The sequence below is a fragment of the Streptomyces sp. NPDC053048 genome (genome assembly GCF_044547045.1).
GTDB lineage: Bacteria > Actinomycetota > Actinomycetes > Streptomycetales > Streptomycetaceae > Streptomyces.
Map to the genome: position 1 here is coordinate 150,783 of NZ_JBITZS010000009.1, position 22,476 is coordinate 173,258.

The following is a 22,476-nucleotide window of genomic DNA, read 5'->3' on the forward strand; positions in this document are numbered from 1 at the left end:
GCCCGGCGCGACCCGCGCGGCGCGCGCCGTTCGTCCGCCCGCGCCGTTCATCCGCCCTCGGGGGCGGCCACCGCACACGAAGGGCAAGCTCATGACCAGTACCACCCTCACGGGTTCCGCCGCCTGGGACGACCTCGTCACCACCGCCCTGCTGGGCACCGAGCGGCGCACGGTGCCCGTTCCGTCCCGGCCGGGGCAGGACGCCGCCGGGGCGCTGCTCGACGCGGCCGCGCTGCGGACCGTGCAACGGCGGGCGGCGCTGCTGCCGGTCCCCTCGCGAACGCCACCCGAAGCAGCGCCGGGGGACGACCGACCGGCCCTGCCGCAGGCGGCGCGGCGGCGGCTGGCCCTGCTGCTCGCCGACCGGGCCGCGCCCGGCGGCGGAGGCCGCCGGGGCAGCGCCCCCGATCTCACCGAGCTGCTGCCCCAGTGGCTGGCGGCCGCCAACGAGCACGGCTACCGGGCCCCGGCGGCCCTGCTGCCCGCACTGCTCGAGGCGGCTCGGGCCCGCAGCGATCTGCGGCCGGCGGCACTGGCCCTCGGCGGGCCGCGGGCGCTGTGGCTGGCCCGGCTCAACCCGCAGTGGAAGTACGCGCTGCGCGGTTCAACCACCGGCAGCACTCCGGGGGCGGCCGCCGTGGGCGCCCACGATCCCGAGGGCGAGCAGCGCGTCTGGCAGGAAGGGCTGTTCGCCGAACGGGCCGCGCTGCTGGCGGCCGTGCGGCGTCGCGATGCCGGCGCCGGGCGGGAGCTGCTGGCGTCGACGTGGGCGAAGGAGCGGGCGGAGGACCGGCTGATGTTCCTCGACTCCCTGCGCGCCGAGCTCTCACCCGCCGACGAGCCCTTCCTGGAGCAGGCGCTGTCCGACCGCAGCCGCAACGTCCGGGCCACGGCGGCGGAGCTGCTCACCGGACTCCCCGGGTCCGCCCTCGCGGACCGGATGGCCGGGCGTGCCCGCGCCTGCGTGGCGCTGGACCGCACCCATGGCTCGGGGCCGCGCGTGGTCGTCGAGGCGCCCCACGAGTGCGACGGCGCGATGCAGCGGGACGGCGTGGTGGCCAAGCCCCCGTCCGGGCGGGGTGAGCGGTCGTGGTGGCTGAGCCAGCTGGTGGAGGCGGCGCCGCTGGGCATCTGGTGCGAGCGGCTGGGGGTGGGCCGCGCGGCGGAGGCCGTGGCGCTGCCGGTCGCCGACGGCTGGCAGCCGGACCTGCACGCCGCCTGGTGCCGGGCGGCCGTCCGGCAGGGCGACGCCGAATGGGCACGGGCCCTGCTGGGCCCGGCCACGTCGCCGCCCGCCCCGGCGAGCTCGTCGTGGCTGGACCCGGCGAAGCTGCTGTCCGCGCTGCCGGCCGGGGAACGGGCCGGATGGGTGGCGGAGTTCGTCGCCGCGCACGGCCTGTCGGAGGCGTTCCGGCTGCTGGGGGTGTGCGCGGTTCCGTGGGCCGAGCCGCTGGGCCGGTCGGTGGTGGACGCCCTGGACGCCGCACGGGAGGCGGGCGGCTACCCGTGGAGCTTCAGCGGGGTGATGGGCCTGGCCGAGCGCTGCCTGGACCCGGCCCAGGCCGACCGCCTGGAGATACTCACTGCCGTCCCCTGCGACCCGGCGGACGACGGCGCGTCGGGCGGCACGGGGGAAGGCACGGCGGGCGGCGCGTCCACCGGCGCGGCCGGCTACTGGACGGAGGCGTTCCAGCGCCTCGTCGGCACGCTGCGCCTGCGCGCGGCAATGCGGGCGGAGCTCGCCGGAGAGCGGGAAGTCGGATAGCCGGGTAGTCGGGTAGTCGGGTAGTCGGGTATCGGGCTGTCCGGACAGCCCGCACGGCCGGGACGCGCCCCGCGCCCGGCCGACCGTCCCGGCCCCCGGCCGTCCAAGGCCCGGCCGGAGGCCCTACGCTCCGGCCGTCTGGCGGACGTTGGCGTTGACCCACTCCACGATCGACGTGGTCGTCGCCCCCGGGGTGAAGATCTCCGCGACGCCCTGCTCCTTGAGCGGCGCGATGTCCGCTTCGGGGATGATGCCGCCGCCGAAGACCTTGATGTCGGCCGCGTCGCGCTCGTGCAGCAGCTCGATCACCTTGGCGAAGAGCGTGTTGTGGGCTCCGGAGAGGATGGACAGGCCGATCGCGTCGGCGTCCTCCTGGATCGCGGTGTCGACGATCTGCTCGGGCGTCTGGTGGAGTCCGGTGTAGATGACCTCCATGCCGGCGTCGCGCAGGGCCCGCGCGATGACCTTGGCGCCGCGATCATGCCCGTCGAGCCCCGGCTTGGCCACCACCACGCGGATCGGACCGGTCACTCCCATCACTGCCTCCATGTACGAGCCGTCAGCCGGCCGCGAGGTCCCCGCACCCAGGGGGCCAGGGAATGTGAACGAACGTTATCTCCAGCATCCCGCAAGCGGCCGTTTCGCGGTGGGGAGCGAGGGGGAAATCACACGTGGGACACCACGTTCGCTACGCACCGCTCCCGCACCCCGCGCCTCACGGGCCGCACAGGACCCGCTCCGACCCCGGCGCCGGCCCTGGGAGCGGCCGCGAGGGGAGCCGCGACGAGGCCTCCGCACCACTGCGCCGACAGCCGCCCGGCGCAGCGGTGCGGCCGGGCCGCGCACAGCTGCCCGCGAGGGCACACGGGGGAAAGGGTCGCCTCATCTGTGTGCCGTTCGGGAGGTCGGTCGGCCATGGGGGCCTTGCCCTTTCTCTGCACCCTCTTACGCCCTTGCGCTCTTGTGCGCCCCTCGGCCGCGCTGCTGCGGTCCACGGTGCTGGAGCTGGCGATCCTCACCGCGCATCTGCTGATCTATCCCACCGGCATCACCCAGGAGCGCCGCCCGCCGCCCCGGGCCGTCCCGGCACCGCCACCCCCCACGCCGGGAACGCCGCAGCCGACGGAGGCGCCGGGCGCGGCGGACCCGTCCGACACGCCCGGCGCGCCGCCTGTCCCCCATTTGCCGGTGCTCCTCCTGCACGGCTTCATCGACAACCGCTCGGTGTTCGTCCTGCTGCGCCGCTCACTGCGCCGGCACGGCTGGCAGCAGGTGTGGTCCCTCAACCACTCCCTCCTGACCTGTGATCTCCGCACGGCGGCCACGATGCTCGCCCGCCACGTCGAGGAGGTCTGCGCCAGCACGGGCCGGGAACGGGTCGACATGGTCGGCCACAGCCTGGGCGGCCTGATCGCCCGCTACTACGTCCAGCGGCTCGGCGGCGACGCGCGTGTGCGCACCCTCGTCACGCTCGGCACGCCGCACGGCGGTACGCGTGTGGCGCCTTTCATGTCGGCTCATCCACTGGTGCGGCAGATGCGCCCGGATTCGGACGTCATCGCGGAACTGGCCGAGCCGGCCCCGCATTGCACAACGCAATTCATCAGTTTCTGGAGCGACCTGGATCAGATCATGGTGCCCGTCGAGACCGCGCGTATCGATCACCCGGATCTGTCGGCGCGGAACGTCAGGGTGAGCGGCGTGGGGCATCTCGCCCTGCCCGTGCACGGGGCGGTGGCGGCGGGCATCCGCCAGGCCCTGACCACGGAAGAACCGGTGGCAGGTGCGCCGGGCGCCGCCTCGGTGGCCTGAGCCCGCGGCCACCGCGTCCGACAGCAACTCGAACGCATTTCGAACGTCGAGTCGACGCGCCGGTGCCCTGTACGCCGAAAGGCGGCTAAATGCCCGGACCTCCACCACACGAAACGTGATGAAGATTGTCGTTGCCGCATACCGCCGGGTACAGTCGCCGCTAATTCTCCTGCTGCCAAGGCGAAATGGAAGTGGTGGTGAACGACCGTCACCCGCAGGCGGGCCCGGCTCAGTCCGTTCCCGCTCCCGATGCCTCCTACGGGCACGGGCACTACACGTCGTACGAGCAGCAGGCCTCCTCGCAGGGCCACGCCGGGTACGACGGCTACGGCACCACCGGGCAGTGGGACACTTCCGGACAGTGGGGCACTTCCGGTCATTGGGACACCAGTGGCGGCCAATGGGGCGTCACCGGGCAAACCCAGACCTGGGACTTCAGCGGCTACGACCTCGGCGGCCAGGACGCCACGGGACAGCACTTCACCGGTCAGCAGCACACCGGGCACCAGCACACCGGCCGGCACGACTCGGGGCACCACGACACAGGGCACCACGACTCGGGCCAGTGGAACACGGCGTCCGCCGCCTCCGGCTGGGGCCAGGACACCGGTGCCTGGAGCACCGCCGGCCCGGCCACCGGTTCCTACGACACCGTGCAGTGGGACACCGGCTCCCACCACCAGGCGTGGGACGCCTCCGGCCAGTACCCCGCCGCCCAGGACTGGAACGCCTCCGGCCAGGACTGGAACACCGGTCCCTCCGGCCAGTGGGACATCAGCGCGCAGCAGACCCAGGCCTGGGACACCAGCGCCTACGCGGCGATGGACGAGTCCCCCGCCGCCCAGCACACCCCGACCCTCATGGTCGACCTCTCCGGCGCCGACCTCGGCCAGATCCCGGCTCAGGGCCAGGGCGAGGCACCCGACGTCACCGCCAGGGCCCAGTCCGTGGCCAACGCCGAGACCCGGGCCATGTTGATCATCGAGGAGCCGGAGGCGGCCGGCACGCCGGAGAGCGGGCCGGACGACGAGCCGGAGCACCTCCCGGCGGACGTCCCGGCACAGGCCCGGCCGTACGAGGACGACGCGCCCGGCGCACCCGGCCACGGCCACGGCCGCGCCAGCCGCCGCAAGGGCGCCCCGGCCCCCACCCGCGCCGGCTACCGCCCCCGCCGCAAGGCCCTGCTGACCGTCGCCGTGCCCTCGGTCGCCGTCATGGGCGTCGCCGGCATCGCCGCCGCGTCCGTCATGACCGGCGGCGAGAAGGGCACCCCCAAGACCACCACCGCCGCCGCCTCCGCCCCCGACACCTCCGTGAAGCTCTCGGCGGCCAACAGCAAGCTCGACACCCAGCTCGCCGGCCTCAGCCGGGGCGCCGACGACTTCGCCAGCCGGGCCAACCGCACGCAGGAGCGCATCGACCTCAAGGCCCGTCAGGAGGAGGAGCGCAAGCGCAAGGCCGAGGAGGCCGCCAAGAAGGAGCGCGAGCGGCCGAAGTTCGCGCTGCCCGTCGCCCAGCACGGCCTCAGCGCGATGTACGGCCAGGCGGGCGTCAACTGGATGTCGGCGCACACCGGCATCGACTTCCCCGTCGCCTACGGCACGCCGGTCATGGCGGCCACCGACGGCACGGTCCGCACCCAGTACAACGTCGCCTACGGCAACATGGCCATAGTGACGTCAGCCGACGGCACCGAGACCTGGTACTGCCACCTCAGCAGCACCAAGATCCGCTCCGGGCCCGTCAAGGCCGGCGATGTGATCGCCTACTCGGGCAACTCCGGCAACTCCACCGGACCGCACCTGCACTTCGAGGTGCGCCCCGGCGGCTCGGCCGTCGACCCGCTGACCTGGCTGCGCAGCCACGGCTACGACCCGACGTGACCGGAAGCCGGTGCGGGAACCCCGCACGGGCCCGACGGACACGCCCTAGAGCTTCTCCACCGGCGCGTACCGCAGCAGCAGCCGCTTCGGCTTCTCCTCGCCGAAGTCGACCGTGGCCTCGGCGTTGTCACCACTGCCCCTGACGGCGATGACCGTGCCCAGGCCGAACGAGTCGTGCGTGACCCGGTCCCCGATGGCGAGCGCCACCACCGGCCGGTCCTTGGCCCGGCGCGTCGCGAACCCTCCCCCAGACTCCGTCCGGGAGGTGCCCCCAGGCCCCGCCTGGGCGGCGGCACCGCGCGACGAGCCGAACCCCGACGAGAAGCCCGCCGTGACGCCCGACCCGGCGCCCAGCGAGGACACCGACGGCGTCGCGGGCCCGGTGCGCCGCCAGGTGAGGTACTGGTCGGGGATCTCCTCCAGGAACCGCGACGGCGGGTTGTAGGCGGGCTGTCCCCAGGCGCTGCGCATGCTCGCCCGGGTCAGGTAGAGCCGCTCGCGGGCGCGCGTGATGCCCACGTACGCCAGCCGCCGCTCCTCCTCCAGCTCCTTGACCTGCCCCAGGGCGCGCATGTGCGGGAAGACGCCGTCCTCCATGCCGGTGAGGAAGACGACGGGGAACTCCAGGCCCTTGGCGGTGTGCAGCGTCATCAGGGTGACGACGCCGGAGCCCTCGGTGTCCTCGTCGGGGATCTGGTCCGAGTCGGCGACGAGGGCGACCTTCTCCAGGAAGTCGGCCAGCGTGCCCGGCTCCTCCCCCTCGCGCTCCTGCTCGAACTCCAGGGCGACGGCGGCGAGCTCCTGCAGGTTCTCCACGCGGGTCTCGTCCTGCGGGTCGGTGGACGCCTGCAGCTCGGCGAGGTAGCCCGTCCGCTCCAGCACGGCCTCGAGCACCGTGGCGGGCCCGGCGCCCGACTCGACGATCGTGCGCAGCTCCTCCATCAGCGTGTTGAAGCGCTTGACCGCGTTCGCCGAGCGGGCGGCCATGCCGTACGCCTCGTCGACGCGGCGCAGCGCCTGCGCGAAGCTGATCTTCTCGCGGAGCGACAGGGCGTCGATCATGGCCTCGGCGCGCTCGCCGATGCCGCGCTTGGGCACGTTGAGGATGCGCCGCAGCGGCACGGTGTCCTCGGGGTTGGCGAGCACCCGCAGGTAGGCCAGGACGTCGCGGACCTCCTTGCGCTCGTAGAAGCGCACGCCGCCGACGACCTTGTAGGGCAGGCCGACGCGGATCAGGATCTCCTCGAACACACGGGACTGGGCGTTGGTCCGGTAGAAGACGGCGACGTCGCCGGCCTTCGCGTCCCCGGTGTCCGTCAGCCGGTCGATCTCGTCGGCGACGAACTGGGCCTCGTCGTGCTCGGTGTCGGCCACGTAGCCGGTGATGGCGGTGCCCGCTCCGGCCTCGGTCCACAGGTTCTTGGCGCGGCGGTTCTGGTTGCGCTCGATGACGGCGTTGGCGGCGCTGAGGATCGTCTGCGTGGAACGGTAGTTCTGCTCGAGCAGGATGGTGGTGGCGTCCGGGTAGTCCTCCTCGAACTGGAGGATGTTGCGGATCGTGGCGCCGCGGAAGGCGTAGATCGACTGGTCGGCGTCACCGACGACGCACAGCTCGCCGACGCCCTCCTCGCCGGTGTTGTCCGCCGTGCCCACCAGCTCCCGTACGAGGGTGTACTGGGCGTGGTTGGTGTCCTGGTACTCGTCGACCAGGACGTGCCGGAAGCGGCGGCGGTAGTGCTCGGCCACGTCCGGGAACGCCTGCAGCAGGTGGACCGTGGTCATGATGATGTCGTCGAAGTCCAGCGCGTTGGCCTCGCGCAGCCGGGACTGGTACATCACGTACGCCTCGGCCAGCGTCTTCTCGAAGCCGTCGGCGGCGCGCGCGGCGAAGGCCTCCTCGTCGACGAGCTCGTTCTTGAGGTTGGAGATCTTCGCGCTGAAGGACTTCGGCGGGAACTTCTTGGGGTCGAGGTCCAGGTCGCGGCAGACCAGGGCCATCAGCCGCTTGGAGTCGGCCGCGTCGTAGATCGAGAAGGAGGACGTGAAGCCCAGCTTCTTGCTCTCCCGGCGCAGGATCCGCACGCACGCACTGTGGAAGGTCATCACCCACATGGCGTTGGCGCGCGGGCCGACGAGCTGCTCGACGCGCTCCTTCATCTCGCCGGCGGCCTTGTTGGTGAAGGTGATCGCGAGGATCTGCCCCGGGTGGACGCCGCGCGCGCCCAGCAGATGAGCGATGCGGTGCGTGAGCACGCGCGTCTTGCCGGAGCCGGCGCCCGCGACGATCAGCAGCGGCGAGCCCGTGTGCACCACGGCGGCGCGCTGCTGGTCGTTCATCCCCTCCAGCAGTGCCGCGGGGTCCACGGCGGGCCGCACGGCGCCGTCGCGGTAGTACGCCTCCCTGGGGACGGGTACGTCGAAGGCGCCGCCGAACAGGTCGTCCGGCAGCGGTTCGGGGGCCGCGTCCTCCAGGGGCGGCGGGTGCTCCTCGTCGGAGGGGGCCAGGTCCGCCAGGAAGCTGTCGTCAAAGAGGCTGCTCATCGCCTCCCGAGTCTAGGCGGCCGCACTGACAGCCGGTCCCGGATCCCGCCAACAGTGGCCTCGCCCACAAGGGGCGACCGTCACGCGCGCGTGGTCACACCCACATCACGGCGACGAAGACGTTCGCGATCGTCAGCGCGCCGACCGCGCCGAAGACGGGGGTGGGCACCTTCTCGTCGTCCCGCTTCACATAGACCAGGCCCAGGATGACGACCAGCAGCGCCAGCTTCAGGCCGAGCTTGACGTTGTTGAGCGTGTGGTCCTTGGCCTGGTGGAGGCCGACCAGGGCGACGCCGGTGACCAGCATGGTCAGGGCGCCGTGCAGCATCGCCGGGACCATGCGGGCCTCGCCCCGGCCCATGGCCTTCATCTGGGTCAGGAAGCCGCCCAGCAGGGAGGCGATGCCGATGATGTGCAGGCCGACGACGGCGTGAATCAGTACGTCCATGCCGCCGACCCTAGCCGGGGCCATAGCAGCCCCCGGCGGACAGGTACGGAAGGAACACGGCTTCGATCAGCCCGTGGCCGCATCCCTCCCTACGGGCAGGGAACGCCCGGCCACGAGCAGTCACCGAACAACCGAATTGGGGCAATAGCGGTCATGGCCGTTTCCCGGTGCGCCTGAGGCCTAGCGTCCTCCTCCAGACGGCGGTGGCCCGCCGCCCCCTCGTGCGGGCCATCGCCGGGCACCAGCCGGACCGGAAGGAAGTGACGGCGATCGTGGCGTCCCACCGAAAGCCCAGGTCGAGCCCGCTCGCCGGCGGCCCCGCCCGCACCGCGGCGACCCTCGTCCTCGCGGGAGCCGCCACCGCGACCGCCCTCGAGGGCACCGGTCACGCCGACCCGGCCCGCACCCCCGCGCAGGCCAGGGCGGAGATCGCCCGGTACCACCAGCAGGCCGAGGTGGCCACCGAGAAGTACAACGGCGCCAAGGAGCGGACCGACCGGGCCCGCGCCGCGCTCGACCGGCTGCAGGACGAGGCCGCCCGCCGCACCGAGCGCCTGAACGCCGCGCGCAACGCCCTCGGCTCCTTCGCCACCGCCCAGTACCGCGAGGGCGGCATGCCCGCGGGCGTGCGGCTGCTGCTCTCGGGCAACCCCGACCGCTACCTCGAGGGCGCCGCGCTGGCCGACCGCGCGGGCGACCGGCGGGCCGGCGCGGTGGCCCGGGTCCGGCAGGAGCTGCGCGGCGTCCAGCAGGTACGGACCACCGCGGACGCCCGGCTCTCCGAGCTCCGGCGCGAGGAGGCCGCCCTCGCCCGGCACAAGCGCGTCATCGAGACGAAGCTCGACCGGGCCGAGGAGCTGCTGCGCGAGCTGCCCCGGGAGGAACGCGCGGCCGTCGAGGCCGGGGAGGGGGCGGCGGGCGCGGCCGGCTCGGCGGCGACGAAGGCCGTGGACGGGGCGACCGCGCCCGTGCGCGGCCCGGCCCCCGCCGTGTCGGGGCGTGCCGCGCGGGCCGTCGCCTTCGCCTACTCCGCGATCGGCAAGCCGTACGTCTGGGGGGCGACCGGCCCGTCGGGGTTCGACTGCTCGGGGCTGACGCAGGCGGCGTGGCAGGCGGCCGGGGTCTCCCTGCCGCGCACCACCTACACCCAGATCAACGCCGGGCACCGCGTCGCCAGGGGGCAGCTCGCCCCCGGTGACCTGGTGTTCTTCTACCCCGGCATCAGCCACGTGGGCCTCTACATCGGCGGCGGCCGGATGATCCACGCCCCGCATCCCGGGGCGCCGGTGCGGATCGCGCCGATCGACGAGATGCCGTTCGCGGGGGCGTCCCGGCCGGCGTGACCCTACGAGGAGGCGTCGCTCAGTAGGTGACCTGCCTCAGCAGGTGCCTCAGTAGGTGACCTGCTTCGTCAGCCACTTGAAGACCTCCGGGACCTGGCGCCGCCACACGGCCGTGCCGTGGCCGCCCGCGCCCGCCGGGATCATGCTCACGTGCACGGTCGTCGGCGCCTTGGCCGCCTGCTTGATCGCCAGACCGCCCTGGTAGCCGTCGCCCTCGGCGCCGGAGAGGAACAGCGCCACGTGCGGCGGGGTCGTGGCGCGCTGCAGCATCTTCAAGGGGTTGTTCGCCTCGCGCAGCTCGGGCGTCCTGGCGGTGAGCGAGCCGGGCTCGCCGATGGGGTCGTTGTAGCCGGACAGGCTCACTCCCGCCCGGTAGCGGTCGGGGTGGGCGACGGCGAGCTTGGTGGCGCAGTGGGCGCCGGCGGAGTAGCCGGCGACGGCCCAGCCGTCGGGCTTCTCGGAGGCCCGGAAGGTGTCGGTGACCATCTTGCGGACGTCGACGCTGAGCCAGGTGTCCGCGTTGACCTTGCCCGGGGTGTTGGCGCACCCGGTGTCGGTGTCGCCGAGCAGGGTGGTGCGCGGCGCCACGACGATGAAGGGGGCCACCTCGCCCTTCTCCATCAGCGGCTTGAGCTGGGTGTTGACGTCGAGGGTGCCGAACCAGGCCTTGGCCGAGCCGGGGAAGCCGGGCAGCACCTCGACGACGGGGAACTTCCTGTCCTTGTACGCCGGGTCGTCGTACTGCGGCGGCAGCCAGACGTAGACCTCGCCCTCCACACCGGATATGCGGCCCTTGAGCCGGGTCTCCTGGACGCCGGGGCCCATGCGCCTGTCGGAGGCGGGCTTGAACTTCTGCACCACCTTCGGCTGCTCGTCCACCGCCTTGCCGCCGGTGCCGTCCGGCCCGAGGTCGGCGGCCTCCTCGACGTGGTCGCCGGTGCCGAGGAGGTCGGCCCAGGTGTCGAAGAGGCCGTTGGAGTTGTTGACGATCACGAAGACCATGACGATCGAGGTGACCTGCGCGAACAGCAGCATCACCAGGCGCGTGAGCTGCCGGACGAGCCGGGGCCCCCGGACCCTGCCCCACAACGTGAGCGGCAGGGCCAGGGCCACCACGACCAGGGCGATCGTGGTCAGGAAGAAGGGGGTTCCCGTCAGGCTCATCGGGCTGCGGCTCTCGTTTCGGGTGCTGTGCTTCTCGCCTGTGTCTAGATGGCGAGGAGCGCCCGGCGGTTCCGCACGGCCGGCCGGGCCCCCGTCACACCAGCCGGCGCGCCGTCGCCCACCGCGTCAGCTCGTGCCGGTTGGACAGCTGCAGCTTGCGCAGCACCGCGGACACGTGCGACTCGACCGTCTTCACCGAGATGAAGAGCTGCTTGGCGATCTCCTTGTAGGCGTAGCCGCGCGCGATCAGGCGCAGCACCTCGCGCTCGCGCTGGGTGAGCCGGTCCAGGTCCTCGTCGACGGGCGGCGCGTCCGTGGACGCGAAGGCGTCGAGGACGAAGCCCGCCAGGCGGGGCGAGAAGACCGCGTCGCCGTCCTTGACCCGGAAGACCGCGTCGATCAGGTCCGCGCCGGTGATGGTCTTGGTGACGTAGCCGCGCGCCCCGCCCCGGATGACGCCGATGACGTCCTCGGCCGCGTCGGAGACCGACAGGGCCAGGAAGCGGACCGGGGCCTCCTTGTCGGCCATCAGCGCGGCGCTGCGGCGCAGCACCTCCACCCCGCCGCCGCCGGGCAGGTGGACGTCCAGCAGGACCACCTCGGGGCGGGTCGCAGCGATGACGGTGACCGCCTGGTCGACGTCGGCGGCCTCGCCGACGACCTCCACCCCCGTGCGGTCGGTGGCCCCGATCTCGGCCTGCACGCCGGTGCGGAACATCCGGTGGTCGTCCACCAGCACCACCCGTACGTGACGCTCCGGAACCTCTTCGGTCGTCATGACGTCTTCTCCGCCCTCTCCATCTCCAGCTCCACTTCCGTCCCCCCGCCGGGCACCTGACGCAGCCGGGCCGTGCCGCCGTTGCGCTGCATCCGGCCGATGATCGACTCGCGGACGCCCATCCGGTCGTCCGGCACCGCGTCGAGGTCGAAGCCGGGGCCCCGGTCGCGCACGGAGATGAAGACCGTACGCCCCTCGACCTCGGCGTAGACCTGCACGGCGCCGCCCTCGCCACCGTACTTGGCCGCGTTGACCATGGCTTCGCGGGCGGCCTGCAGCTGGGCGCCCAGCCGTTCGTCCAGGGGGCAGTCGCCGACCACGACGACCTCGAGGGGGACGCCGTGGTGGTCCTCGACCTCGGCGGCGGTGGTCTTGACGGCCTCCGCCAGCGTCCTGGGCTCCTCGGCCTCGTCCTTGCCGCGGCCCTCGGGGTTGTAGAGCCAGTTGCGCAGCTCCCGTTCCTGTGCGCGGGCCAGCCGGGCGACCTCGCGGGCGTCGTCGGCGTTGCGCTGGATCAGGGTGAGGGTGTGCAGGACGGAGTCGTGGACGTGCGCGGCGACCTCGGCGCGCTCCTGTGCCCGGATGCGCATGGTCCGCTCCGCCGACAGGTCCTGGGTCATCCGCACGACCGAGGGGCCCGCCAGCAGGGCTATGCCGACGAGCACGGCCAGCGAGGCCTGCAGGACCGTGCCCAGGTGTTCGGCCGAGCCCTGGAGGACGACGATGCCGGTCGCGCCGACGCCCACGAGCAGCACTCCGGCCGCGCCGCGCGCGAGGGGCAGGACGCGCTTGCGGCGGCCGACCTCCATCCAGTGGGCGCGGCGGGCGTTGTCGGCCTGCCGCCAGACGAGGGCGACGCCGGCGCCGATGAGGACCAGCGGCCAGATGTAGGCGTTGGCACGGCCGAGGTGGAGCCGGTCGAGGAAGACGGCGGCGCTGATGACGACGGCGACGAGCGCGAAGACCTGGCCGCGGTCGAGCCTGCGGAGGAACGGCCGCCGCCATCCGCCGGCAGGGGCCTCCACGGCCGTCCTGCGGGGGTCCTCGACGCCTCCGACGCCCAGGGGCACCACGAACCAGAACACGGCGTACAGCAGGGCGCCCATGCCCTGGGCCATCAGCAGTGCCAGGAACACCAGCCGCACCCAGGACACCGGTACGCCGAGATGGCCGGCGAGCCCGCGCGCCACGCCGCCGAGCATCCGCCCCTCGGCACTGCGGTAGAGCTTGCGCAGGGGCGGGTCGTCGGGGTGCTGCGTCGGTGCCGGGGCGGTCATGGAACCGATCGTCACACGCGCGTGCCCGGCCCGGCATCAGGGTCGTCCCTGAGGACACCCGGGGACCGGGTGCGCGCGGCGGTCAGGGACGTCCCGCCGGGCGGAAGCCGTCGCGGACCACGTCGAAGATCCGCTTGTGCCGGTCCCAGTCGGACTTGGGCGCGGACAGGTAGATGGCGTACTCCTTCTCGCCCGGCGTGCCGAACCCGAGGTCGGCGGCCCGGAACTCGCGCTCGCGGCCCTTGAAGGTGAACTCCCAGATCGCGGCCGGCTGCCCCCGGTAGGTGGTGTTCTGCATGCGCAGCTGCTTGTAGCCCGGCAGTTTGCCCTCCGCCACGGACTTGGCCTCGTCGTCCTTCCAGCGCTGGAGCGGGTCGGTGCTCGCGAGGTCGAGGACGGAGATCCGCAGGCCGACCAGCCCACTCGGGTCGACGTAGACGCTCTCGTCGCTGTCCCTGACCACCGTGCGCCGCCACCCGTCGGGGACGGGGAAGGAGACGCCGACCCCCTTCTCCTCGACCAGGTGGTAGCCCTTCGGGACGGCCGGGTATGTGGGCGCCGTCGCGGACGGGGTCGTCCGGGCGGGGGCCGGCGAGGCGTCCCGCCGGGTGGAGGGCGCGGCCTTGTCGTCGGTCGTGCCGTCCTCCCCCAGCATCAGGAAGGCGCCGGCCGCCAGCCCGGCCACCACGACCACGAGCGCCGCGCTGCCCCACAGCGCACGGCCGCGGCCCTTGCGGGCCCCTGCCTCCGGGGCGGCGACGGTCACCGTCGGGCCGGTGGGAGCGAGGGGCTCGGGCACGGTCGCGGTCTCGGTCCGCTCGTGCCGCTCCGGGCGCGTGGGGGGCTCGGGACGCTCGGGCCGGGCAGCGGCGGCGGCCACCGGGGCGGTGCGGTGGACCGCCGTGTCGGGCTCGGCGGCGGGCTCGCGCAGGATCTGCTCGACGAGCTCGGCCGGGGGCCGCAGGGCAGGGTCCTTGGCCAGCAGGGTCTCGATGAGCTTGGTCAGCGGGCCCGCGTTGCTCGGCGGCCGCAGCGGGTCCATGGCGATCGCGTAGGCCGTCTCGACGGCCGTGTCCCGGCGGAACGGGGGACGGCCCTCCAGCGCCTGGTAGAGCGTGGCGCCGAGCGCCCACAGGTCGGAGGCGGGGCCGGGTTTGGCGCCCTTGACCCGCTCGGGCGCGATGTAGTCGATCGAACCGACCATCTCGCCGGTCTTGGTCAGCGTCGAGGTGCCGCTGGAGTGGGCGATGCCGAAGTCGGTGAGGACGACCCGTCCGTCGGCGCCGAGGAGGACGTTGCCGGGCTTGACGTCACGGTGCAGCACGCCCGCAGCGTGGGCCGCGCGCAGGGCCGCGATCATGGAACGCCCTATGCGGGCGGCCTCGTCGGGGCCCACGACGCCCCTTTTGAGTACATCGCCCAGGGTCGTCGACGGGACGTACTCCATCACGATGCAGGGCAGACCGCCGTCCTCGACCACATCGTGGACGACCACGACATTGGGGTGGTTGATGCGGGCCGCGCTGCGCGCCTCGCGGCGGGTGCGCTCGTAGAGGGTGGCGAGCTCGTCCTCCTCCAGACCCGGGTTGACGTGCAGCCGCTTGACCGCCACCTGGCGGGCCAGCAGTTCGTCCTCGGCGCGCCAGACCGTGCCCATGCCACCGCGGCCGACCCGCTCGACGAGCCGGTACCGCCCGGCGATGAGCCGACCTGTCTCAGGCACTGCCCCGTGCACCGCACGCTCCTCCGGTTCCCCCGCTGGTGTTCGACGCGCCACACCCTAACCGGCCGGATCTCGGGGTCGGTCTCAGGGAACGTCCAGGGTCGCCACGGATGCCGCACAGGCGTTCCGGTTGACACCATGGGCCCATGACCGACGCACCCCCCGCCGAACACGACGCCGTCCCGCCGCTGCGGCGCAGCCGCGAGCACAAGATGGTCTCGGGCGTGTGCGGCGGCCTGGGCCGCTTCTTCGACATGGACCCGGTCGTCTTCCGCGTGGTGCTGGGAGTTCTGGCCGTCACGGGCGGGCTGGGGCTGATCGCGTACGGCTTCGCCTGGCTGCTGATCCCGCTCGAGGGCGAGGACGAGAACGAGGCCCGCCGGATGCTGTCGGGGCGCGTCGAGGGGGCGGCGCTGACGGCGGTGCTGTGCGCGCTGGTCGGCTGCGGCCTATTCCTTTCAATGCTCAACAACAGTGACGTGATGTCATTCGCCCTGATGCTGACGATCGCCATCAGCGGCGCGGCGTACTGGTCGCGGCACCGGCAGCCGGAGCCCGCCGAGGACGAGCGGCCGGACGACCGGACGGGCAGCCGGACGGACAGCTGGGCGGACGGCCGGGCGGACGGCCGGACGGACACGGGCGCCGACAGCACGCAGAAGCCCCAGAAGCCGCACAAGACCCACCGGCCCCACAAGACCATGGAGGCCCCGCCGGAGACCCAGGCCCCCCCGGCCCCCGGCGCCCCGTCCTGGTGGCGCGACCCCGTCAGGGACGCCCCGGCCGCCGCACCGGCGGCCGCCGGCACCGGCCACCTGTGGGGCCCGGACGACAGTCCGGCCCTCGCCGCCGGCCACGGCGGCCCGGCGGCCGCCCGCGAACGCTCCCCCCTCCCCTCACGACCCGTCACCGGCCGTCCGCTGGGCGGCTGGACGTTCCTCCTCGCCCTGGTCGCCCTCGGCCTCGGTACCGGCCTGACCTGGCATCAGCAGCCACTGGGCACCTCCCTCGAGATCGGACTGGCCTGCGCCCTGGGCGTCTTCGGCCTGGGCATCACGGTGAGTTCGCTGTACGGGCACACGGGCGGCGGCACCGTCGTCGCCGCTGTACTGACCGGCGCGCTGCTGACGGGCGCCGCCGCGCTGCCGAAGTCGGTCACCGCCGAGTGGACGCGCACCACCTGGCGGCCCTCCGCCGCCGCGGATGTGCGCGACCACTACGAGCTCGGCAGCGGGGTCGGCGTACTGGACCTCACCGGGGTGCGCTGGCCCCGGAGCGGGCCCGGCGCCGGCACCGGCACCCCACCGGCCGCCGTGACCGCCGAGGTCGGCGCCGGGCAGCTCAGGGTCGTCCTGCCGCCCGACATCACCGCGGAGCTGGACATCGAGGTCGGCGTCGGCGACATCCAGCTGCCGGGCGAAGGCCGCGACGACATCGACGTCCAGCCCGGCGGCGGCAAGCGCCTGACCCTGGGCCCGGCCCCCGGACAGCCCTCGCACGGCACACTCAGGCTCGAGCTCAAGGCCGGTCTCGGCCAGGTGGAGGTGACCCGTGCGACGGCATGACTTCGACCCGGGCAAGCTCGTCATCGGGCTGGTCCTGCTCGGCGGCGGACTGGCCTATCTGGCGGCGGCCGACAGCCGCGTGCACTTCCCCTCCTATCTGCTGCTGCCCGTCATGGCGGCCGGCCTCTGCGTGGCCGGCGTGGTCTCCTCCCTCGCCTTCACCGTCCGCCGTCACCGCACGCGCGGGGCCGACCCGGCGGCCGGCCGCCCCCGCGACGACCGGCCGGACAGACTCAGCTGACCGGCACGCCCGCCAGGGCACGCGCCCGTCGCCGGCGGTACCGGGCCGCGTCCACCGATATCAGCGGCGCGCCCGCGATGACCAGCGGCAGCCAGGCCATGAGATAGGCCAGGTCGTTGCCGTAGTAGTAGGGAGTGGCCGCCCAGCTGACGGTCAGCCACAGGGCGAGCGATATCAGCGCGCCCCCGGCCGCCGCGACGCGCGCGAACAACCCCAGCAGCGTGCCCACGCCCACCGCCAGCTCCCCCAGGGCCATCGCCCACCCGAAGCCCCCGGGGCTGCGCAGCGCCAGATCCACCAGCCCCGGAACTCCCGCCGTGTCGCGCGCCGAACGCATCAGCTCGCCCAGCGAACCCGGCCCGTCGGCCGCCAGGAAGGCGGGGTCGGTGAGCTTGTCGAGCCCCGCGTAGACGAAGGTGACGCCGAGGAAGATCCGCAACGGCAGCAGCGCGTATCGGCTCCGCCGCCCTTCCGCTTCCTCCATGCCCGCCTCTTGTGACATGCCGTCCACCCGCCTCCCGTGTCGCCGTCATTCGACGATACGTCCGCGAGCGAAAACGCGTTCAGCCCTGTGGACAACCCCCGCCATGCGTGGCGGGGGTTGTCCACAGGGCTTGCGCGTCGGAGCGTACGCGTACTCAGCCGCCGCTGCGCAGACCCAGCGCGCTGCCCTCCAGCCACTGCTGCCAGGTCAGGTTCCAGTCGCCGTATCCGTTGCCGAAGTGGTCCATCGGCTTGGGCTTCCCGCTGCCCACGACCTGCACGACATCGCCCTTGCGGCTCAGCCCGTACAGCCACTTGGCGTCGTCGGTGGACATGCCGATGCAGCCGTGGCTGACGTTCTCCTTGCCGAAGGACTCGGCGTTGTCGGGCGCGGCGTGCACGTACTCGCCGCTGATCGTCTCGCGCATGCTGTAGTCGTACGAGCCGTAGAATCCGTCGGGGTGGTTGCGCGGGATGCCGATGGAGAGCGAGTCCATGACGACCCGGCCCTCCTTGGCGAGGATCGTCTTGACGCCCGCGCGGGTGCCGAAGCCCTTGCCCTCGTCACCGCCGCTGATCGCGATGGTGCGCAGCGTCGTGCCGTTGCGGACGACGGTCATCCGGTGGGTCTTGAGGTCCACGGTGTTGACCATCGAGTCGCCGATCGTGAAGGAGATGGTGCGGTTGCCGACGGCTGCGGTGCCCTCGGCGAGCTTCACGCCCCCGAGCTTCGCGTCGAGGGTGACCTTGGTGCCGGCGGGCCAGTACTTCTCGGGGCGGAAGTGGACGCGGGTGTCGCCCTTGGACTCGTTCCAGTGCCAGGCACCGGCGATCTTCGGCGAGGTGGAGACCTTCAGGCGCCCCTCGATCCCGGCCCGCAGTTCCTTGGCGACCTTCTGCTGCTTGAAGACGATCGCGATCGGCTGGCCGACGCCGACCGTCTCCCCGCCCGCGGGGGCGATCTCGGGGCGTACCGCCTTGGCCGCGTCAGTGAGCATGACGGCCGGCGGGGCCGGCTTCTCGGAGACCGGGGCGGCGGACGCCGGGGGCTTCGACACGGAGGACTTCGCGGGCCGCTCCTCGGCCTCGGCACCGCCGCCGCACGCCGTAACGGCCAGGCCGGTCAAGGCGAGAGCGGCGGACAGCCCGAGGCAACGGGAGAGGCGGCGCATGGTTCTCCTACCGGTGGTTTTCTTCCAGACATGGCAGAGCCGGAGCGGCGACGCTCCGGCTTTCCACCATCGTAAACAGGGCAAATCCACCCCGACCACGGCCGGAAGAACGAGCGACCCCCGCCGAAGGGCGGGGGTTCGCACAGGACCGAGGTCTCAGCCCTGCTCAGCCGGACTCAGCCCAGCAGCTCCGGCTCACTGCGCGTGATCTGCTGGTACAGCGGCTGGTAGTTGATCCACGCCACCAGGTCGCTGCCGAGCTGTTCGTACGTGTGCGCCGCGCTCGCCGCGTCGATGGGCACCGGCTTGCCCGCGGCCTTCGCCGCCAGCTGCACCTGGCAGGAACGTTCCATCGTGATGAACCACCACGCCGCCGCGTCCACCGAGTCACCGACGGTCAGCAGTCCGTGATTGCGCAGGATGACGGCCTTGTGCGGCCCGAGCGCGGTGGCGATCCGACGCCCCTCCTCCTCGTCCACCACCACGCCCGTGTAGTCGTCGAAGAGGGCGTGGTCCTGGTAAAAGGCACAGACGTCCTGGGTGATCGGCTCCAGCAGCTCCCCCAGCGCGGACAGCGCCCGCCCGTAGGTGGAGTGGCTGTGCGCGGCGGCCACCACGTCGGGCCGGGCCTTGTGGATCTGCGAATGGATCGCGAACGCCGCCTGGTTGACGTGGTAGCGCCCCTCGACGACCTGCCCCCGGTCGTTGACGAGGATCAGATCGCTCACGGTGATGTGCTTGAACGACATCCCGAACGGATTGACCCAGAAGTGATCCGTGAACTCCGGATCCCGCGCGGTGATGTGCCCCGCGACCCCCTCCTCGAACCCGAACCGCCCGAAGAGCCGCAACGCCGCCGCGAGCCGCTCCTTGCGGTGGCGTCGCTCCTCCTCGACCGAATCGTGCTGCGGCGGCATGGCGAAGTGGAGCCGGTCGGTGGGTATCGGTTCGGGGGCGGTGGCCTGTGACTCGGGCTGCGGCATGGCGGCTCTCCTCCGGCTGATCCGTGGCTACGGGTCGGAAGCTACCGCTGGGTACGGACGGAGGCCATAGCTGGAGCACGCCATTGCTACCAGCCAGAAATGCGGGATCCCGGCCTCTGCATACAACTGGGGCTTGCACCTGCGGTCCCGTTCTTCCGAGTCCGGCATCACTCGCGGCAGGGCGGAACGCCACCGCCTCCGCTCAAACGAAGGAGCGAAGCCGGCGGCGTTGACCGTACAAACGAATCATCCGCCCCCGCGCGAAACGGCCCCGTACCCGTGCTCGACGATCAGCTTCGCCGACTGCTCGTAGACCGCCGGGTCGGTCGGCGGGACGGAGGCCAGGCCGTCGACGTAGCGGTTGTACATGCAGAACGCCGCCGCGATCAGGACGGTGTCGTGAATCTCCACATCCGTGGCCCCGGCCTCGCGCGCGGCGGCGACGGCCTCGTGCGTCACCGCGCGGCCGCCCTGGCGGACGAGGTCGGCGATGGTCAGCAGGGCGACGAGCTTGTCCGTCAGCCCGGAGAAGTCGTGGTCCTCCACCACCCTGCGCACCGCCTCCCGGCCGCCCTCGAGCTGCCGGCCCGCGAGCGCGGCGTGGGAGCCGGTGCAGAACTCGCAGCCGTTGCCGCGCGAGACGTACGTGGCGATCAGTTCCCGCTCGCCGCGCGACAGCGAGCCCGGCGAGCGGAGCAGGATCTCCGCCAGTTCGTTCAGCGGCCCGGCTGTCTCCGGGCGGAAGCGCATGAGGCTCAGGATTCCCGGTGCGTCGTTGCCCACGTCGATGTGCGGCACGAGGCCCCCTCTCGATGTCGATCCCCTCGAGAGCATGGCGCGGGCGGGCTGCCGGGGTCTTCTTCGAGGATGCCGAGCAGAGGGCGAGCGGGCGCACGGGCGGGCGCATGCGACAGCGGCCGCGCCCCCTCGGGGCGCGGCCGCTGTTCACGCGCGCGTGGAGATCACTCCCGCACGGACTACTCCCACTCGATCGTCCCCGGCGGCTTGCTGGTGACATCCAGCACCACGCGGTTCACGTCGGCGACCTCGTTGGTGATGCGGGTCGAGATGCGGGCCAGTACGTCGTACGGCATGCGCGTCCAGTCGGCCGTCATGGCGTCCTCCGAGGACACCGGGCGCAGCACGATCGGGTGGCCGTAGGTGCGGCCGTCGCCCTGGACGCCGACGGAGCGGACGTCCGCGAGCAGCACGACCGGGCACTGCCAGATCTCGCGGTCCAGGCCGGCCGCCGTGAGCTCCTCACGGGCGATGGCGTCGGCCTCGCGCAGCAGGTCCAGGCGCTCCTTGGTGACCTCGCCGACGATGCGGATGCCCAGGCCCGGACCGGGGAAGGGCTGGCGCTGGACGATCTCCTCCGGCAGACCGAGCTCCTGGCCGACCATGCGGACCTCGTCCTTGAAGAGCTGGCGGAGCGGCTCGATGAGCTTGAACTCCAGGTCCTCGGGGAGGCCGCCCACGTTGTGGTGGGACTTGATGTTGGCCGTGCCCGTGCCGCCGCCGGACTCGACGACGTCGGGGTAGAGGGTGCCCTGGACGAGGAACGCGACGTCCTCGCCGCCGGCCGCGCCCTCGGCGACGATCTCGGCCTGGGCCTGCTCGAAGACGCGGATGAACTCACGGCCGATGATCTTGCGCTTGGTCTCCGGGTCGGAAACCCCGGCGAGCGCGTTCAGGAAGCGCTCCTGCGCGTCGACGACCTTCAGCTGGACGCCCGTCGCGGCGACGAAGTCCTTCTCGACCTGCTCGGTCTCGCCCTTGCGCATCAGGCCGTGGTCGACGTAGACGCAGGTCAGCTGCGATCCGATGGCCTTCTGCACGAGCGCGGCGGCGACGGCGGAGTCCACGCCGCCCGACAGACCGCAGATCGCGCGCTTGGTGCCGACCATCTCCTGGATGACGGCGACCTGCTCCTCGATCACGTTGCCCGTGGTCCAGGTCGGCTCGATGCCCGCGCCGCGGTACAGGAAGTGCTCGAGGACCAGCTGGCCGTGCGTGGAGTGCATCACCTCGGGGTGGTACTGCACGCCGTAGAGCTTCTTGGCGTCGTTCTCGAAGGCGGCGACCGGCACGACGTCCGTGGACGCGGTGACGGTGAAGCCCTCGGGGGCGGCCGAGCAGGCGTCGCCGTGCGACATCCACACCGACTGCTCCTCCGGCGTGCCCTCGAAGAGGGTCGAGCCGGCCTTGGTGACGTGCAGGGGCGTACGGCCGTACTCGCGCGCACCGCTGTTGTCGACGATGCCGCCGAGCGTGGTGGCCATCAGCTGGAAGCCGTAGCACATGCCGAAGACGGGGACGCCGGACTCGAAGAGACCGAGGGCGTCGTCCAGGCGCGGGGCGCCCTCCTCGTACACCGACGAGGGGCCGCCGGAGAGGATGATCGCCTTCGGGTTCTTGGCGAGCATCTCGGCGACGGGCATCGTGCTGGGCACGATCTCGCTGTAGACCCGGGCCTCACGGACACGGCGGGCGATGAGCTGGGCGTACTGCGCACCGAAGTCGACAACGAGCACCGGTTCCGCGGTGTTGTCGTGGGCGGCGGCGGGGGGTGCTGCTGACACGGGAGCGGCCTTCCGGCGATCGGAGGTGGGGGTCTGTATTTGTCGATTCTACCGGGGCGTGGGTGCTTGCTTTTGTCTCACCATCCGAATGCGCATTGGCCCCGGGGCCGCTTCCGGGCCATACTGTCCGCCATGCGCAAGCTCCCGACCTTCGTCTTTACCTATGGCACCGGCCCGTCCGGCTGCCATGGTCGTGCTGCTTGAGCCACTGACAAGCGACTTCCCAGGCGCCCCGGGCCGACAAGGCCCGGGGCGCCTGTCGTTTTTCCCGGGTCCGTCGGCTCCGGGGGCCGCGCCCCTTTGGAGAAACACACATGAGCGCCAAGACCGCCGCCAAGCCCGCCGCCCGCACCGCCGAGGCCGCCGGAGTGATCACCGACGCCCGCGCGCGGATCGACGATCTCGACGGCCGGATCATCGGGCTGGTGCAGGAGCGGATGGCCGTCTCGGCGGTGATCCAGCGCGAGCGCATCGCCTCCGGCGGGCGCCGGGTGAACCTCGCCCGCGAGATGGAGGTCCTCGGCCACTACAGCGACCAGCTCGGCCGGCCCGGCACCGCCCTGGCCATGACCCTGCTCGAGCTGTGCCGGGGTCGCGTCTGAGTCCGTTCAATAACCGTTCACCGGCCGCACCCGAGTTCGGCCGCCGTCACCCGTACGGCGCGTGACCGCGAACTGATCATCTCCGTTGATACCGGTGTCGCGCCAGCCAGGAGC

The 22,476-nt window shown here is 72.6% G+C and carries 19 protein-coding genes; 7 read left to right on the forward strand and 12 right to left on the reverse strand.

The genetic code is table 11. The features are described 5' to 3' along the window. Nucleotides 1–91: 91 nt before the first annotated feature. On the forward strand, nt 92–1,765 hold the full coding sequence (locus tag ACIG36_RS24465; protein WP_399931597.1) for a DUF5691 domain-containing protein: 1,674 nt from the start codon (nt 92–94) through the stop codon (nt 1,763–1,765). Nucleotides 1,766–1,888: 123 nt separating this feature from the next. Here the strand turns inward: ACIG36_RS24465 and ACIG36_RS24470 are convergent, their stop codons facing one another. Further along, nucleotides 1,889–2,302, reverse strand: coding sequence for a cobalamin B12-binding domain-containing protein (locus ACIG36_RS24470; RefSeq protein ID WP_399931599.1), 414 nt, complete (start codon nt 2,300–2,302; stop codon nt 1,889–1,891). A 378-nt stretch (nt 2,303–2,680) separates the two neighbouring features. On the opposite strand from ACIG36_RS24470, the gene ACIG36_RS24475 reads away from it, so the two are divergent. After that, nucleotides 2,681–3,577, forward strand: coding sequence for an esterase/lipase family protein (locus tag ACIG36_RS24475; protein WP_399931601.1), 897 nt, complete (start codon nt 2,681–2,683; stop codon nt 3,575–3,577). A gap of 197 nt (nt 3,578–3,774) precedes the next feature. Beyond that, nucleotides 3,775–5,460 carry a peptidoglycan DD-metalloendopeptidase family protein gene (locus ACIG36_RS24480; RefSeq protein ID WP_399931603.1) on the forward strand — a complete coding sequence of 562 codons (1,686 nt, stop codon included), beginning with the start codon at nt 3,775–3,777 and terminating at the stop codon, nt 5,458–5,460. Between the two features lie 45 nt (nt 5,461–5,505). Here ACIG36_RS24480 and pcrA read toward each other — a convergent pair whose 3' ends face one another. Together pcrA and ACIG36_RS24490 are read right to left on the reverse strand one after the other, a co-directional pair. Next, nucleotides 5,506–8,001 carry a DNA helicase PcrA gene (gene pcrA / locus ACIG36_RS24485; RefSeq protein WP_399931606.1) on the reverse strand — a complete coding sequence of 832 codons (2,496 nt, stop codon included), beginning with the start codon at nt 7,999–8,001 and terminating at the stop codon, nt 5,506–5,508. 94 nt (nt 8,002–8,095) lie between these two features. Continuing rightward, a complete protein-coding gene (locus ACIG36_RS24490; protein WP_399931609.1) occupies nt 8,096–8,449 on the reverse strand; it encodes a hypothetical protein in 354 nt (117 codons plus the stop codon). Nucleotides 8,450–8,721: 272 nt separating this feature from the next. Between ACIG36_RS24490 and ACIG36_RS24495 the strand changes: the two genes are divergently transcribed. Beyond that, nucleotides 8,722–9,792 (forward strand): NlpC/P60 family protein, encoded by a 1,071-nt coding sequence (locus ACIG36_RS24495; RefSeq protein WP_399932299.1) that lies wholly within the window; start codon nt 8,722–8,724, stop codon nt 9,790–9,792. Between the two features lie 48 nt (nt 9,793–9,840). Here ACIG36_RS24495 and ACIG36_RS24500 read toward each other — a convergent pair whose 3' ends face one another. The 4 genes from ACIG36_RS24500 to ACIG36_RS24515 all read right to left on the reverse strand — a co-directional run bounded on the left by ACIG36_RS24500 (nt 9,841) and on the right by ACIG36_RS24515 (nt 14,734). After that, nucleotides 9,841–10,956, reverse strand: coding sequence for an alpha/beta hydrolase (locus ACIG36_RS24500; protein WP_399931612.1), 1,116 nt, complete (start codon nt 10,954–10,956; stop codon nt 9,841–9,843). A gap of 94 nt (nt 10,957–11,050) precedes the next feature. Beyond that, a complete protein-coding gene (locus tag ACIG36_RS24505) occupies nt 11,051–11,734 on the reverse strand; it encodes a LuxR C-terminal-related transcriptional regulator (RefSeq protein WP_399931614.1) in 684 nt (227 codons plus the stop codon). Further along, the gene (locus ACIG36_RS24510) at nt 11,731–13,011 is read right to left on the reverse strand and encodes a PspC domain-containing protein (protein WP_399931617.1); all 1,281 of its coding nucleotides are present in this window, start codon (nt 13,009–13,011) and stop codon (nt 11,731–11,733) included. Before ACIG36_RS24510 ends, ACIG36_RS24505 begins: the two co-directional genes overlap by 4 nt. Before the next feature lie 82 nt (nt 13,012–13,093). Next, a complete protein-coding gene (locus ACIG36_RS24515) occupies nt 13,094–14,734 on the reverse strand; it encodes a protein kinase (protein ID WP_399931620.1) in 1,641 nt (546 codons plus the stop codon). Nucleotides 14,735–14,880: 146 nt separating this feature from the next. Here ACIG36_RS24515 and ACIG36_RS24520 point away from each other — a divergent pair, with 146 nt between their 5' ends. Then, the gene (locus tag ACIG36_RS24520; RefSeq protein ID WP_399931622.1) at nt 14,881–16,299 is read left to right on the forward strand and encodes a PspC domain-containing protein; all 1,419 of its coding nucleotides are present in this window, start codon (nt 14,881–14,883) and stop codon (nt 16,297–16,299) included. Further along, nucleotides 16,286–16,540, forward strand: a complete 255-nt coding sequence (locus tag ACIG36_RS24525; protein ID WP_399931625.1) for a hypothetical protein — start codon at nt 16,286–16,288, stop codon at nt 16,538–16,540. The genes ACIG36_RS24520 and ACIG36_RS24525 overlap by 14 nt, the downstream gene beginning before the upstream one ends. On the opposite strand, the gene ACIG36_RS24530 is transcribed toward ACIG36_RS24525, so the two are convergent. From ACIG36_RS24530 to guaA, 5 genes are all read right to left on the reverse strand, one after another. After that, the gene (locus tag ACIG36_RS24530; protein ID WP_399931628.1) at nt 16,533–17,024 is read right to left on the reverse strand and encodes a DoxX family protein; all 492 of its coding nucleotides are present in this window, start codon (nt 17,022–17,024) and stop codon (nt 16,533–16,535) included. The two genes, ACIG36_RS24525 and ACIG36_RS24530, sit on opposite strands and share 8 nt — an antisense overlap. 154 nt (nt 17,025–17,178) lie before the next feature. Next, on the reverse strand, nt 17,179–18,195 hold the full coding sequence (locus ACIG36_RS24535; RefSeq protein WP_399931631.1) for an Ig-like domain-containing protein: 1,017 nt from the start codon (nt 18,193–18,195) through the stop codon (nt 17,179–17,181). A gap of 176 nt (nt 18,196–18,371) precedes the next feature. Beyond that, nucleotides 18,372–19,178: a class II aldolase/adducin family protein gene (locus ACIG36_RS24540; protein WP_399931633.1), complete on the reverse strand. Its 807-nt coding sequence runs from the start codon at nt 19,176–19,178 to the stop codon at nt 18,372–18,374. Nucleotides 19,179–19,424: 246 nt separating this feature from the next. Continuing rightward, nucleotides 19,425–19,976, reverse strand: a complete 552-nt coding sequence (locus tag ACIG36_RS24545; protein WP_399931635.1) for a carboxymuconolactone decarboxylase family protein — start codon at nt 19,974–19,976, stop codon at nt 19,425–19,427. Between the two features lie 179 nt (nt 19,977–20,155). After that, complete coding sequence (gene guaA / locus ACIG36_RS24550; RefSeq protein ID WP_399931637.1) at nt 20,156–21,760, reverse strand: glutamine-hydrolyzing GMP synthase; 1,605 nt, start codon at nt 21,758–21,760, stop codon at nt 20,156–20,158. 314 nt (nt 21,761–22,074) lie between these two features. Between guaA and ACIG36_RS24555 the strand changes: the two genes are divergently transcribed. Continuing rightward, entirely contained in the window at nt 22,075–22,362 is a 288-nt protein-coding gene (locus tag ACIG36_RS24555) for a chorismate mutase (protein WP_399931639.1), read from the forward strand. Nucleotides 22,363–22,476: the final 114 nt, after the last annotated feature.

Excerpts from the sequence above, each read along its gene's own strand:
- ACIG36_RS24465 (WP_399931597.1), top strand. The coding sequence starts at position 92 with ATGACCAGTACCACCCTCACGGGTTCCGCCGCCTGGGACGACCTCGTC.
- ACIG36_RS24470 (WP_399931599.1), bottom strand. The coding sequence starts at position 2,302 with ATGGGAGTGACCGGTCCGATCCGCGTGGTGGTGGCCAAGCCGGGGCTC.
- ACIG36_RS24475 (WP_399931601.1), top strand. The coding sequence starts at position 2,681 with ATGGGGGCCTTGCCCTTTCTCTGCACCCTCTTACGCCCTTGCGCTCTT.
- pcrA (WP_399931606.1), bottom strand. The coding sequence starts at position 8,001 with ATGAGCAGCCTCTTTGACGACAGCTTCCTGGCGGACCTGGCCCCCTCC.
- ACIG36_RS24490 (WP_399931609.1), bottom strand. The coding sequence starts at position 8,449 with ATGGACGTACTGATTCACGCCGTCGTCGGCCTGCACATCATCGGCATC.
- ACIG36_RS24500 (WP_399931612.1), bottom strand. The coding sequence starts at position 10,956 with ATGAGCCTGACGGGAACCCCCTTCTTCCTGACCACGATCGCCCTGGTC.
- ACIG36_RS24505 (WP_399931614.1), bottom strand. The coding sequence starts at position 11,734 with ATGACGACCGAAGAGGTTCCGGAGCGTCACGTACGGGTGGTGCTGGTG.
- ACIG36_RS24510 (WP_399931617.1), bottom strand. The coding sequence starts at position 13,011 with ATGACCGCCCCGGCACCGACGCAGCACCCCGACGACCCGCCCCTGCGC.
- ACIG36_RS24520 (WP_399931622.1), top strand. The coding sequence starts at position 14,881 with ATGACCGACGCACCCCCCGCCGAACACGACGCCGTCCCGCCGCTGCGG.
- ACIG36_RS24530 (WP_399931628.1), bottom strand. The coding sequence starts at position 17,024 with ATGGAGGAAGCGGAAGGGCGGCGGAGCCGATACGCGCTGCTGCCGTTG.
- ACIG36_RS24535 (WP_399931631.1), bottom strand. The coding sequence starts at position 18,195 with ATGCGCCGCCTCTCCCGTTGCCTCGGGCTGTCCGCCGCTCTCGCCTTG.
- ACIG36_RS24540 (WP_399931633.1), bottom strand. The coding sequence starts at position 19,178 with ATGCCGCAGCCCGAGTCACAGGCCACCGCCCCCGAACCGATACCCACC.
- ACIG36_RS24555 (WP_399931639.1), top strand. The coding sequence starts at position 22,075 with ATGAGCGCCAAGACCGCCGCCAAGCCCGCCGCCCGCACCGCCGAGGCC.